Source organism: Streptomyces sp. 150FB (assembly GCF_000818195.1).
Classification (GTDB): Bacteria; Actinomycetota; Actinomycetes; order Streptomycetales; family Streptomycetaceae; genus Streptomyces.
On sequence record NZ_JTHL01000001.1, the window covers coordinates 9,452,381 to 9,465,442 of the forward strand.

General features: G+C 68.8%; 9 protein-coding genes. 6 read left to right on the top strand and 3 right to left on the bottom strand.

The window, feature by feature from the left end; all coding sequences use genetic code 11:
• The first annotated feature begins 39 nt into the window (after positions 1–39).
• The 5 genes from QR77_RS40410 to QR77_RS40430 all read left to right on the top strand — a co-directional run bounded on the left by QR77_RS40410 (position 40) and on the right by QR77_RS40430 (position 7,403).
• Positions 40–1,083, top strand: coding sequence for a sugar ABC transporter permease (locus QR77_RS40410; protein ID WP_040026876.1), 1,044 nt, complete (start codon positions 40–42; stop codon positions 1,081–1,083).
• An 18-nt stretch (positions 1,084–1,101) separates the two neighbouring features.
• Positions 1,102–2,028 (top strand): carbohydrate ABC transporter permease, encoded by a 927-nt coding sequence (locus QR77_RS40415; RefSeq protein WP_040026877.1) that lies wholly within the window; start codon positions 1,102–1,104, stop codon positions 2,026–2,028.
• Positions 2,029–2,187: 159 nt separating this feature from the next.
• Positions 2,188–3,615 carry a GH1 family beta-glucosidase gene (locus QR77_RS40420; protein WP_040026878.1) on the top strand — a complete coding sequence of 476 codons (1,428 nt, stop codon included), beginning with the start codon at positions 2,188–2,190 and terminating at the stop codon, positions 3,613–3,615.
• Positions 3,616–3,756: 141 nt separating this feature from the next.
• The gene (locus tag QR77_RS40425) at positions 3,757–5,703 is read left to right on the top strand and encodes a S53 family peptidase (protein ID WP_040026880.1); all 1,947 of its coding nucleotides are present in this window, start codon (positions 3,757–3,759) and stop codon (positions 5,701–5,703) included.
• Between the two features lie 296 nt (positions 5,704–5,999).
• On the top strand, positions 6,000–7,403 hold the full coding sequence (locus tag QR77_RS40430) for a M1 family metallopeptidase (RefSeq protein ID WP_040026881.1): 1,404 nt from the start codon (positions 6,000–6,002) through the stop codon (positions 7,401–7,403).
• Between the two features lie 65 nt (positions 7,404–7,468).
• Here the strand turns inward: QR77_RS40430 and QR77_RS40435 are convergent, their stop codons facing one another.
• From QR77_RS40435 to QR77_RS40445, 3 genes are all read right to left on the bottom strand, one after another.
• A complete protein-coding gene (locus QR77_RS40435) occupies positions 7,469–7,708 on the bottom strand; it encodes a hypothetical protein (RefSeq protein ID WP_040026882.1) in 240 nt (79 codons plus the stop codon).
• 71 nt (positions 7,709–7,779) lie between these two features.
• A complete protein-coding gene (locus QR77_RS40440; protein ID WP_040026883.1) occupies positions 7,780–8,925 on the bottom strand; it encodes an inorganic phosphate transporter in 1,146 nt (381 codons plus the stop codon).
• A gap of 139 nt (positions 8,926–9,064) precedes the next feature.
• Positions 9,065–9,661 carry a TetR family transcriptional regulator gene (locus tag QR77_RS40445; protein ID WP_040026884.1) on the bottom strand — a complete coding sequence of 199 codons (597 nt, stop codon included), beginning with the start codon at positions 9,659–9,661 and terminating at the stop codon, positions 9,065–9,067.
• 558 nt (positions 9,662–10,219) lie between these two features.
• Here QR77_RS40445 and QR77_RS40450 point away from each other — a divergent pair.
• Positions 10,220–13,045 carry a carbohydrate-binding protein gene (locus QR77_RS40450; RefSeq protein ID WP_040026885.1) on the top strand — a complete coding sequence of 942 codons (2,826 nt, stop codon included), beginning with the start codon at positions 10,220–10,222 and terminating at the stop codon, positions 13,043–13,045.
• Positions 13,046–13,062 lie beyond the last annotated feature (17 nt).

Genomic DNA, 13,062 nt, shown 5'->3' on the forward strand with positions numbered 1-13,062 from the left:
GGCCCACCCTCATCGCTCACTCCACGGAAGGAAGCCCGCGTGGCCACCTCCACACCGGCAGCCCCCACGGGCGGGCAGCCGCAGCACGCCCCGCCAGGTCCCGCCCGTAAGGGCGGCGCCGGCCGCGGGTCCGACGCCGGACAGGCGCGCCGTAACATCCTTCACCGGCTCGACCTCGGGGCGGTGCCTTACACCTTCATCGCGCCGTTCTTCCTGATCTTCGGCGCCTTCGGTCTCTACCCGCTGCTCTACACCTTCTGGATCTCGCTCCACCACGTCGAGCTCTCCTCGCTGGACACGATGGACTGGCGCGGATTCGCCAACTTCACCGACCTCTTCCAGGACGACCGGTTCTGGAACGCGCTGAGCAACACGTTCACCATCGGGGTCATCTCCACCGTCCCGCAACTGCTGATGGCGCTCGGACTCGCGCACCTGCTCAACTACACACTGCGCGGCTCGGTGTTCTTCCGGGTCGCGATCCTCACCCCGTACGCCACCTCCATCGCGGCAGCGGCGCTCGTGTTCACCATGCTCTTCGAGCGTGACTTCGGCATGATCAACTGGGCGCTGAATGCCTTCGGGATCGACAACATCGACTGGGAGAGCCGCAAATGGCCCGCCCAGTTCGCCATCTCCACCATCGTGATCTGGCGCTGGACCGGCTACAACGCGCTGCTCTACCTGGCCGCGATGCAGGCGATACCCCGCGATCTGTACGAGGCGGCCGCCATCGACGGCGCCTCCCGCTGGCAGCAGTTCCGCAAGGTCACCGTGCCCGGGATCAGTGCCACGATCGTCTTCACGATCGTGCTCTCCACCATCGGCGCCACCCAGCTCTTCGGCGAACCGCTGATCTTCGGCCAGGGGCCCAACGGAATCAGCGGCGGGGCCGACAACCAGTACCAGACGCTCGGGCTGCTGCTCTACGAAGAGGGCTGGAAGAACTACCAGATGGGACGCGCCTCGGCGATCGCCTGGGCCATGTTCCTCATCCTGATCCTGATCTTCGTCCTGCAACGCGTCGTCGTACGCCTCACATCGGGCAGGCCGGCGAAATCCCGCCCGTCCGTCACGTCCTGACCAGGGAGCAGCAGTCCCATGACCACCGACACCGCACCGCTCCGGGGACATGTGAAGGCCCGGCCCGACCGCACCCCGCCGTCCACCGGAAGCCGGCTCGGCCGCGTGCTGCGGCCCGGCGCCGGCCGCCAGCACCACGCGGGACCGCTCGCCTACATCCTGCTCTCCCTCGCCGCCCTCGTCTCCCTCTTCCCGCTCTACTGGACGATGGTGGCCGCCTCGACCGACAACACCCGGGTCTCCCAGACCCCGCCGCCCTTCATCCCGGGACCGAACCTCTTCAAGAACCTCGCGACGGCGTGGCAGGACGCGGCGCTGGGCAAGGCGATGCTCAACAGCCTGATCGTCGCCGGGGTGATCGCGCTCTCGACGGTCTTCTTCGCCACCCTCGCGGGATTCGCCTTCGCCAAACTCCGCTTCCGGGGGCGTAATTTGCTGCTGACGCTGGTCATCGGCACGATGCTGGTACCGCCGCAGCTCGGCGTCGTACCGCTGTTCATGCTGATGGCCGACCTCGGCTGGGGGCAGTCGCTGCCGTCGGTCATCTTCCCGACGCTGGTCAGCGCGGTCGGCGTGTTCTTCATGCGCCAGTACCTCAAGGAGGCGCTGCCCGACGAACTCATCGAGGCTGGACGGCTGGACGGAGCGCATTCGCTGCGCATCTTCTGGAGCATCGTCCTGCCGATCGCCAGGCCCCCGATGGCCGTACTGTTCATGATCACGTTCGTGCACGCCTGGAACGACTTCTTCTGGCCCTACATCGCGCTGGACATGACCAATCCCACGGTCCCCGTGGCACTCACGCAGCTCAGCGCGGGGTATGTACGGGACCAGTCGGTGATCATGGCAGGCGCGCTCCTCGGCACCCTGCCGCTGCTGGCGATGTTCCTCGTCTTCGGCCGGCAGATCGTGGGGGGCATCATGCAGGGAGCGGTCAAGGGCTGAGCGAGGGCCCGCGACACACCGCCGGCCGGCGCTCCACCCGGCCGGCGCACCGCAGGACGCGCACGGCAGGACGCGCACGGCAGGAACGAACGCAGCAGGACGCACGCAGCAGTACACACACGGCAGTACGCACACAGCCCGTCACGTGGAAGGACCCTTGTGGCCACCTCAGCACTCAGCTTCCCGCCCGGTTTCCTCTGGGGAACGGCGACCGCCGCGTACCAGATCGAGGGCGCCGTCCACCAGGACGACCGCACCCCCTCCATCTGGGACGTGCACTCCCGGACACCGGGCAGGGTCCGCAACGGCGACACCGGTGACATCGCGACCGACCACTACCACCACTGGCGCGAGGACATCGCGCTCATGTCCGATCTCGGCATCGGCGCCTACCGGTTCTCGGTCTCCTGGCCCCGGGTCCAGCCCACCGGGAGCGGTCCCGCCTCGGCCAAGGGGCTCGACTTCTACCGGGGGCTGACCGATGAACTGCTGGACAAGGGCATCCAGCCCGTCGTCACCCTCTACCACTGGGACCTGCCCCAGCACCTGGAGGACGCCGGCGGCTGGCCGGAGCGCGACACCGCCTACCGCTTCGCGGAGTACGCGGGACTGGTCGCCGACGCCCTCGGCGACCGGGTGACCACCTGGACCACCCTCAACGAGCCCTGGTGCAGCGCCTTCCTGGGCTACGGCTCGGGGGTGCACGCCCCCGGCCGTACCGACCCCGCGGACGCGCTGCGGGCCGCACACCACCTCAACCTCGCCCACGGCCTCGCCGTCCGGGCGCTCCGCGAGCGGCTGCCCGCCGAGGCGCAGATCTCCGTCACCCTCAATCTGCACCACGTCAGGCCGCTGACCGAGAGCGCGGGGGACACCGACGCCGCGCGCCGTATCGACGGTGTGGCCAACCGCGTCTTCACCGGCCCCATGCTGGACGGCGCGTACCCGGCCGATGTCATCGAGGACACCGCCTCGGTCACCGACTGGTCGTTCGTCCAGGACGGTGACACCGAACTCATCCACCAGCCGCTCGACTTCCTCGGCGTCAACTACTACTCGCCGACCCTCGTCTCGCAGCGGACGGGCACCGCCACCCACCGCTCCGACGGACACGGCGCGAGCGACCACAGCCCCTGGCCCGCCGCCGACGATGTCGACTTCCACCAGACGCCCGGACCCACCACGGCCATGGGCTGGACCGTCGACCCGAGCGGTCTGTACGAGCTGCTGCTGCGGGTGTCCGGCGACCACCCCGGACTGCCCCTGATGATCACCGAGAACGGCGCGGCCTTCGACGACTACGCCAACCCGGAGGGCGAGGTGCGCGACCCGGAGCGGATCGCCTACCTGGAAGGCCATCTGACGGCGGTGCACCGGGCCATCGAGGCGGGGGTGGACCTGCGCGGTTACTTCCTCTGGTCGCTGCTCGACAACTTCGAGTGGTCCTACGGATACAGCAAGCGCTTCGGCATGGTGTACGTGGACTACGCGTCGCAGCGCCGTATCCCCAAGTCCAGCGCCCACTGGTACGCGAAGGTGACACGCGCCAACAGCCTGCCCGCGCCGGCCCCCGGATCAGGCCATTGAGGGTGACATGGCGCGGGCTTGGTACTCCCTTGGCCAACACATGTCCCCATTATGAACACTTGATCGACAGAGTGGCACATTGCGTGTGACTTTCAACTACCTCGCCCGTCACGCGCGTTCACTCGCAATGCAGGGGGTTCTATGAGATCCAGCCGATCGCGCCTGCGCGCCGGTGTGACCCTGGCGGCGGCGCTGCCTCTGGTCGTCGGTGCCCTGGCACTCGGCATTCCGTCCGCGGGGGCCGCGACAGGCCCCGCCGGGCGCGACACGCTCCACGGCACCAAGCCGCTGTGGGCGACCCAGAAGGCGGACAAGGGCAGCACGGCCGACTCGAGCAAGGTCACCGCCCGCGTCTACCTGGCCGGTCGCGACGCCGCCGGCCTGGCGCAGTACGCCAAGGAGGTGTCCGACCCGGGCTCCGCCTCGTACGGCACGTATCTGAGCGCGAAGCAGGCCGACGCGCGCTTCGGCGCGACGAAGGAACAGATATCCCAGGTCACCGCCTGGCTGAAGTCGACCGGCCTGAAGGTGACCGGCTCGAACAAGCACTACCTGACGGTGACCGGTGACACCACTGCCGTGGAGAAAGCTTTCTCCACGCAGTTGCACAACTACACCAAGGGCAAGAGCACTTACCGGGCGCCCGTCGCGACGCCCTCGGTGCCCGACTCCCTGAACGGTGCCGTGCTCACGGTGACCGGCCTCGACAACGCGCCGCACACGTCGAAGCACGACGACACGCTGCCGCCGCCGGACGCCGTGTTCCGTAACGCGGGCCCCTTCTCGACGTACTACGGCTCGAAGACCGACAAGAAGCTCCCGTCGGCCTACGGTTCCAAGGCGCCGTACGCGATCAAGGGCTACACCGGTACGCAGCTCCGCTCCGCCTACGGGGCCAAGAGCTACACCGGCAAGGGCGTCACCGTCGCCATCACGGACGCGTACGCCTCGCCCAGCATCGCGCAGGACGCCAAGGAGTACGCCAAGCGCAACGGCGACAAGAACTACCGGGCCGGACAGCTCTCCCAGGTGCTGCCCGCCGACTACAACAGCACGGTGGACTGCCAGGCTTCGGGCTGGTACGGCGAGGAGACCCTCGACGTCGAAGCCGTGCACGCGGTGGCACCCGATGCCGACATCACCTATGTCGGTTCGGCCTCGTGCCAGGACGACGATCTGCTCGATTCCCTGGGCAAGATCGTGGACGGGCACCTCGCCGACATCGTCTCCAACTCGTGGGGCGACATCGAGGCCAACGAGACCCCGGCCTCGGCCGCGGCCTACGACCAGGTGTTCCAGATGGGTGCCGTCGAGGGCATCGGCTTCTACTTCTCCACCGGTGACGACGGCGACAACGTCGCCAGCACCGGCACGAAGCAGGTCGACGTCCCGGCCAACTCGGCCTGGGTGACGGCGGTGGGCGGTACCTCGCTCAACGTCGGCAAGAACGACAAGTACCAGTGGGAGACCGGCTGGGGCACGCTCCAGTCGAGTCTGGGCGCCGACAACAACTGGACCGGTTTCCCCGGTGCCTTCACGTCGGGCGCCGGCGGCGGCACGAGCGTGAGCGTGCCGCAGCCGTTCTACCAGAAGGGCACCGTCCCGGACTCGCTCGCCAAGGCGAACGGTACGACGGCGATGCGCACCCTGCCGGACATCTCGGCGGTCGCCGACCCGAACACCGGTTTCCTCGTCGGCCAGACCCAGACGCTCGGAGACGGGACGCTGGGCTACGACGAGTACCGCATCGGGGGCACCTCGCTGGCCTCTCCGGTCATCGCGGGCGTCCAGGCGCTGGCGCAGCAGGCACAGCACAATGTGCCGATCGGCTTCGCCAACCCGGGGATCTACCAGCGGTACGGCACGCCGTCCTACCACGACGTGACCGATCACCCGCTGGGTGCCGGCCACGACGCGGCCGTCGTACGCAGGGACTTCGTCAACGGCGCCGATGACGCCGACGGCATCACCACCTCGCTGCGGACCATCGGCAAGGACAGCTCGCTGTCCGCGACGGTGGGCTACGACGACGTGACCGGGGTCGGAAGTCCGGCGGCCGGTTATGTGAGCTCGTACCACACCCGCTGAGTTCGCGACCGGACGCGACGCGGCGCACCCCCGTGCGTCTCGCCGCGCCCGGTCAGGCTCTGCACGGCATGACGCGACTCCCGTGCGGACTCCGGGCGGTTTCACGGCCGGAGTTCACGCGGGAGCTGTGCCATGCCCCGCGCCGGAGCGCGCCAGGCAACTGCCACCGGCATGGTCGGGACAGTGTGAGAATTCAATGTCATGCCCATGATTAAAAGGTGAGGGAACGGAGCAGAGTGAGCGGTGTTGTCCGCTCGCCGTTCTGGCAGCCGCGCGTACGAAAGGCCCCACCACTCATGGCTCGTACCAGCTCTGTCCGCCGAACCTCCCGCTGGCTCGCCCTGGCGACCGCCGTCGCCTCCGCGTTCGCGATCGCCGCCGGTCCCGGTGCGTCCCCCGGTGCGCCGGGGATCGGGGATCCCTACTTCCCGGACCTCGGCAACGGCGGTTTCGACGCGCTCCACTACGACCTCGGTGTGTCCTACGAGCCGGGGACCGGCGTCCTCGACGGCAACGCCACCATCACCGCCCGCGCCACCGAGGACCTCAGCTCCTTCGACCTCGACCTCCAGAAACTCACCGTCGGCAAGGTGAAGGTCGACGGCGCCCGCGCTCACTTCACCAGAGCGGGCGACGAACTGACCGTCACCCCCGGCCACCGGCTGCGCAAGGGAAAACGCTTCAAGGTCACCGTCGCGTACAAGGGCGTGCCCGAGGCGCTCAGCGGCCCGATCGTCTTCGGGTCCCGGTACGGCGTGATGAAGACCGACGACGGCGTCTTCATCGCCTGCGAGCCCAACGCCGCCTCGACCTGGTTCCCCTCCAGCGACCACCCCAGCGACAAGGCCACGTACGACATCAGCATCGACGCCCCCAAGGGCCTCACCGGGGTCTCCAACGGAGTCCTCGTCAACTCCCGTACGAAGGGGGACCGCTCGTACTTCCACTGGCGGGAGTCCGAGCCGATGGCGACCTACCTGGCCACCGCCACCGTCGGCAAGTTCGACGTCCAGCAGGGCAGGACGCCCGGCGGCATCCCGATCTACGTGGCCACCGACCCGGTCCTGCCCAAGGGAACGGTCAACGTCTACGACGTGACAGCGGCGGCCACGGACTACTGGTCCACGCTCTTCGGCCCGTACCCCTTCGAGGAGACCGGCGCGATCGTCGACGACATGCCGGACGCCGGGTTCTCGCTGGAGGTGCAGTCAAAGCCCGCGTACTCGGCCGTCCGGAGCGAGTCGACCATCGTCCACGAACTGGCCCACCAGTGGTTCGGCGACTCGGTGTCCGTGAAGCAGTGGAAGAACATCTGGATGAACGAGGGCTTCGCCACCTACGCCGAGTGGCTGTGGGCCGAACACAAGGGCACCCGCACCGCGCACGACGCGCTGGCCGCCGCGTACAACGCCCGCCCCGCCACGTCCGCGTTCTGGACGTCGAAGGTGGACGACCCGCAGCGCGACACCATGTTCGGTGACGCCGTCTACACGCGCGGCGCCATGACCCTCGAAGTGCTGCGCGAGCGCATCGGGGACAGGGCGTTCTTCAAGCTGCTCCCGGCCTGGACGGCGGCGCACCGCCACGGGAACGGCACCACGGAGCAGTTCGAGGCGCTCGCCGAGAAGATATCCGGCCAGGACCTCGGAAGCCTGTTCCAGACCTGGCTGGAGAGCCCGACACGGCCCGCCCTGCCGTAGCCCTGCCGGACTCCGGACTCCGGACGCGGCGCCGGCGGCGATACCCGCCGGCGCCGCGTCCGGCGTCAGTGGAACTGCGGGACGATCAGATACAGCCCGTACAGCACGGCGGCCGCGCAGGCGAGGAAGCACAGTCCGGCGACGGCCACGGACAGCGGCGCGCTTCTGCCGTCCTCCTTGCCGCCGCGCGCCTCCTCGCCGGTCGCCAGGGCGCGTACGCCCAGGGCGAAGACCAGCACGACCCCCACGGTCGCGCCGACGCTCACCAGCGCCACCTCGCCCAGGGCGCTCCAGTGCAGATTCATGGGTTTCCCTCCTCGTACCTCGTGCGTGCGGATGCGGTGCGATGCGAGCCGATGCCGATCGCAGGCGTACGTCAGACCTTCGCGTGGCGGTCCTTGGCGCGCACAGCCACGTCGTGGCCGTCATTGACGTTGCCCGAGGTGACCGGGTTGCGGCGGGCGGCGAGCACGATGAAGGCGGCGACGGCGAGGGCGACCACGGCGATGACCACGACCCCGGCGGTCCCGCCGTGCACCACCACACTCGCGGCGACCGCGCCGACAGCGGCGGCGGCGGGAAGCGTGACGCACCAGGCGACCGCCATCCGTCCGGCGGTGCCCCAGCGCACCTCGGCCAGCCGGCGGCCGAGCCCGGCGCCGAGAATGCCGCCGGAGCACACCTGCGTGGTGGACAGGGCGAAGCCGAGGTGGGCCGAGGTCAGGATCACGGTGGTCGCGGCCGACTCGGCCGCGAAGCCCTGGGGCGCCTGGATGTCGGTGAGGCCCTTGCCCATGGTCCGGATGATCCGCCAGCCGCCCAGATACGTACCGAGGCCGATGGCCAGCCCGGCCGAGCCGATGACCCACAGGGGCGGCCCCGCGTCGGGCCCGAGGGCGCCGGCCGAGATCAGGGTCAGGGTGATGACGCCCATGGTCTTCTGCGCGTCATTGGTGCCGTGCGCCAGGGAGACCAGTGAGGCGGAGGCGATCTGGCCGAGCCGGAACCCCCGGTTCACCGAGGACTCCCGGCCCCGCGAGGTCAGCCGGTAGGCGAGATACGTGGCGATCAGCGCGGCGATCCCCGCCACCAGCGGTGAGGCGAGCGCCGGCAGGAGGATTTTCTCGATCACCTGGCCGAAGTGCACACCGTGCTGTCCGGCGCCCACCCACACCGCCCCGATCAGCCCGCCGAACAGGGCGTGCGAGGAACTGGAGGGCAGCCCGAGCAGCCAGGTCGCGAGATTCCACAAGATCGCCCCGACCAGTCCCGCGAAGATCATCCCTGGGGTGACCAGGCTGTCCTCGACGATGCCGCCGGAGATCGTTCTTGCGACCTCGGTGGACAGGAACGCGCCCGCGATGTTGAGAACCCCGCTGATGAGGACGGCGACCTTGGGGCGCAGCGCGCCCGTGGCGATGGAGGTCGCCATCGCGTTCGCTGTGTCATGGAAACCGTTGGTGAAGTCGAACGCCAGGGCGGTGACGATCACCACTGCCACGAGAAACGTGATGTGTTCCATTGATTCAGGTAAACGCACGCGCGCGTAGCACGGGCAAATCCGATGTTAAGCCAACGGATACAGCACGCCAAAGAATCGTCATGCGTGGGTCGTCATCGTGCTGGCCGTCGTCGTGCCGCTCAGCGCCGACCGTACGGTGTCAGGCGCTCGCGCGAAGCTGTTCGATCGCGTTGTCGAGCGCGATCTCAAGTGTCGACACACTGCCGGTGGCGAGCATGACCACCACCCCGCCCTGGAGCCCGGCCAGCAGCGCGGCGGCCGACCGGTCGGCGTCGACGTCCGCCCCGACCTCGCCCTGGGCGCGCATATGACGGATGCCGTCGGCGAGCTTGCCCTGCCAGCTCGACAGGAGGCCGACGACGATGTCGCGGGTCTCCGGTTCGCTGGAGCCGATCTGTGAGATGAGCGTGCTGAGCGGGCAGTTCTGGCCCTGCTCCGTGTAGCGCTGGACGACCGCGTCACGCCAGGACCGCCAGGCGCGCCACGAGGTCAGCTCGTCGAGATGGGGCTGCTGGTCGGAGAGGACGAGGTCCGCCTCCCAGCGTGCGACGGAGAGCAGCAGTTGCGACTTGCCGTTCGGGAAGTAGTGGAAGAGCTGGCTCTTGCTGGTGCCGGTCGCGTTGCGGATGTCGTCGAGCGTGGTGGCGGCGACGCCGCGCGTACGCACCTCGGTGACGGCGCCCTCGATGATCCGTTTACGGGTGGCGAGACCCTTCTCCGTCAGCGTGCGCTCCATACGGGCAGGATACCGGGCCGGAGGGCGGAGGCGTGACATAATTGGACCGAATGGTCCATATTGTCGGCCGATCTCAGGATCGGCGCCGACGTGTCCTCGCGGGCCGGCGGCCGGGTCGGAGGCGCGCCGCTCCCGCACTGCTTGGCCGATGCATGTTTTCGTGTCCACCGGAACTAATTCTTTCGGTCCCGGCCGGCATAGCCGCTGGCCCGTCAGCCGTGGGCGCAACACGCGTGCTCCATACACGAGTTGAGAGGCTGTCCGATGATTTTGACACTCTCTTGACAAATTACGGACACGTTGCCAACATGCAAAACTCTCGCGAGATTCCGCAATTACCGGTATGTGCTCCGAAAGTTCGCCTCAGATCGGTACGGCTGTTGCCCGAGTGACGGGACATCACCCGGGCGCAGGCTCCTCCTCCCCGTGACACGGCAGCGTGTTCCGACGCGCGCCCATGCCTGATCACCCCCGCCAGGTCAGGAAGGAAGCTTCATGTCAGGACTGCCAGGCTTGTCAGCACCGCCGAGATCGCCGGAGCGCCCGGGACAGAGACAGATGTGGCTGAGATGGCTCGCCGTACTGGTGCTGATCGTGTCGGGAGGCGCCGTCGTGGGCCCCGCGGCAGCGGCCCCCGCCGCACCGGCCGCCCCCGCCGCCATCCCGCCCTCCGACTACCAGCAGGTCCAACTCGCCCTCGGCCCGGCCGAATTGGGCGAGGCGATGTCTCTCGCGGTCCTGCCGGACCGCGCCGTGGTACACACCGCCCGTGACGGCACAGTCAGATACACGGACGCCGCCGGAAACACCAAGACGGCCGGCAAGCTGAACGTCTACACGCATGACGAGGAAGGCCTCCAGGGCGTCGCTGCCGACCCCAACTTCGCGGCCAACCGCTATCTGTACCTTTACTACTCGCCCACCCTCAACACCCCCGGCGGCGACGCCCCCGTCACCGGCAGCGCGTCCACCTTCGACGCCTGGAAGGGGCACCTCAACCTCTCCCGGTTCACACTGAAGAGCGACAACACGCTCGACCTGGCCAGCGAGAAGGTCGTCCTCGAAGTGCCCAACGACCGTGGCCAGTGCTGCCACGTCGGCGGTGACATCGACTTCGACGCGCAGGGAAACCTGTACCTGACGACCGGTGACGACACCAACCCGTTCGAGTCGAGCGGCTACGCGCCGATCGACGAACGGACCGACCGCAACCCGCAGTTCGACGCCCAGCGCTCCGCGGGCAACACCAACGACCTGCGCGGCAAGGTCCTGCGGATCCACCCGACCGCGGAGGGCGGCTACACCGTACCGGCCGGAAACCTCTTCGCCCCCGGCACGGCCAGGACCCGCCCCGAGATCTACGCGATGGGTTTCCGCAACCCCTTCCGGATGTCGGTCGACAAGGCCACCGGAGTCGTCTACCTCGGTGACTACGGGCCCGACGCCGGTGTGACCGACGCCAACCGGGGCCCCAGCGGCCAGGTCGAGTTCAACCGCATCGCGTCCGCCGGCAACTACGGCTGGCCGTACTGCACAGGGACCAACGCGTCCACGGAGACGTACAACGAGTACACCTTCCCGAGCGGCCCCTCGGCCGCCAAGTACAACTGCGGCGCCGGCCCGGCCAACAACTCCTTCCGCAACACCGGCCTTCCCACCCTGCCCGCCGTCAGGCCCGCCTGGATCAAGTACGCCGGCGACGCCGGATCCCCGCCCGAGTTCGGCAGCGGCTCCGAGTCCCCGATGGGCGGCCCCGTCTACCGCTACAACGCCGGCCTCAACTCCGCCGTGAAGTTCCCGCAGTCCCTCGACGGACGTTTCTTCGCCGCCGAGTACGGCCGTAAGTGGATCAAGGCGATCGAGGTCAAGGCGGACGGCAGCCCTGGTGTCATCGAGGCCTTCCCGTGGACCGGGACCCAGGTCATGGACGAGGCCTTCGGCCCCGACGGCGCGCTGTACGTACTCGACTACGGCACCGGCGCGAGCAACCAGGCGCTCTACCGCATCGAGTACATCGGCGGCAGCAACCGCAACCCGATCGCTGCGGCGGCCGTGAACAAGACCTCAGGACCCACCCCGCTCGCGGTCACCTTCTCGTCCGCCGGCAGCTCCGATCCCGAGGGCAAGGCCCTGACGTACGCGTGGAACTTCGGCGACGGCGCCACCTCCACCCAGGCCAACCCGTCGCACACGTACACCACCAACGGCACCTACCGGCCGACCCTCACGGTCAAGGACCCGGAAGGGCTGACAGGCACGGCGAGCCTCGTCGTCACGGCGGGCAACACCGCGCCGACCGTGACACTGCGCTCGCCTACCGACGGACAGCTCTTCTCCTTCGGTGACACCGTGCCCTTCACGGTCGACGTCAGCGACCCCGAGGACGGCGCGATCGACTGCGCCAAGGTCAAGGTCACCTACCTCCTCGGCCACGACGTCCACCAGCACCAGATCACCTCGAAGAACGGCTGCACCGGCACCCTGTCCGTACCGGTCGACGGTGAACACGACAGCGCGGCCAACATCTACGGGGTCTTCGACGCCGAGTACACCGACGCGGCGGGCCTGACCACCCACAGCCAGCGCATCCTCCAGCCCCGCCACCGGCAGGCCGAGCACTTCTCGGCCCAGTCCGGCATCGAGGTCGCTGGGCACGGCACTGCTGAGGGCGGCAGCACCGTCGGCTTCACCGACAACGGCGACTGGATCTCCTTCAAGCCGTACACGCTCGGCAACGCCAGCAGGATCACGGCCAGGGTCGCCTCCGGCGGCACCGGCGGCACACTGGAGGTACGGGCGGGATCGGCCACCGGCACCCTGCTCGGCACCGTCACCGTGCCCGTCACGGGCGGCTGGGAGACCTTCACCGACGTCTCGGCCAACCTGACAGGCGCCCCGTCGGGGAGCACCCAGTTGTTCCTCGTCTTCAAGGGACCGACGGGCCAGGGCAACCTCTTCGACCTCGACGCCTTCACCTTCACCACCGGCAGCACGCCGGCCGGCCAGACGGTGGAGGGCGAGTCGTTCAGCTCGGGCTCCGGAGTCCAGGCCGCCGACCACGCCCCGGCCAGCGGCGGCAAGACCCTCGGCTACATCGAGAACGGCGACTGGGCGGGCTACTCCGCCGTCCCGACAGCGGGGACCAAGACGTTCAGCGCGAAGGTCTCCTCCGCCGGACCCGGTGGCACCATCACCGTCCGCTCGGGGTCGGCGACCGGCGCCGTCCTCGGCACCGTCGCCGTACAACCCACGGGCAACTGGGAGACGTTCACCAACGTCTCCACCGCCCTGACCAACACGGGCAGCTCCGGAGCGCTGTTCCTCAGCTTCACCGGCGGCTCCGGCTCCCTGTTCGACGTCGACACCCTCACCCTCACCAAGTGACGGGCCGGAAAGGGACC

Excerpts from the sequence above, each read along its gene's own strand:
- QR77_RS40440 (WP_040026883.1), bottom strand. The coding sequence starts at position 8,925 with ATGGAACACATCACGTTTCTCGTGGCAGTGGTGATCGTCACCGCCCTG.
- QR77_RS40425 (WP_040026880.1), top strand. The coding sequence starts at position 3,757 with ATGAGATCCAGCCGATCGCGCCTGCGCGCCGGTGTGACCCTGGCGGCG.
- QR77_RS40450 (WP_040026885.1), top strand. The coding sequence starts at position 10,220 with ATGTGGCTGAGATGGCTCGCCGTACTGGTGCTGATCGTGTCGGGAGGC.
- QR77_RS40435 (WP_040026882.1), bottom strand. The coding sequence starts at position 7,708 with ATGAATCTGCACTGGAGCGCCCTGGGCGAGGTGGCGCTGGTGAGCGTC.
- QR77_RS40445 (WP_040026884.1), bottom strand. The coding sequence starts at position 9,661 with ATGGAGCGCACGCTGACGGAGAAGGGTCTCGCCACCCGTAAACGGATC.
- QR77_RS40415 (WP_040026877.1), top strand. The coding sequence starts at position 1,102 with ATGACCACCGACACCGCACCGCTCCGGGGACATGTGAAGGCCCGGCCC.
- QR77_RS40430 (WP_040026881.1), top strand. The coding sequence starts at position 6,000 with ATGGCTCGTACCAGCTCTGTCCGCCGAACCTCCCGCTGGCTCGCCCTG.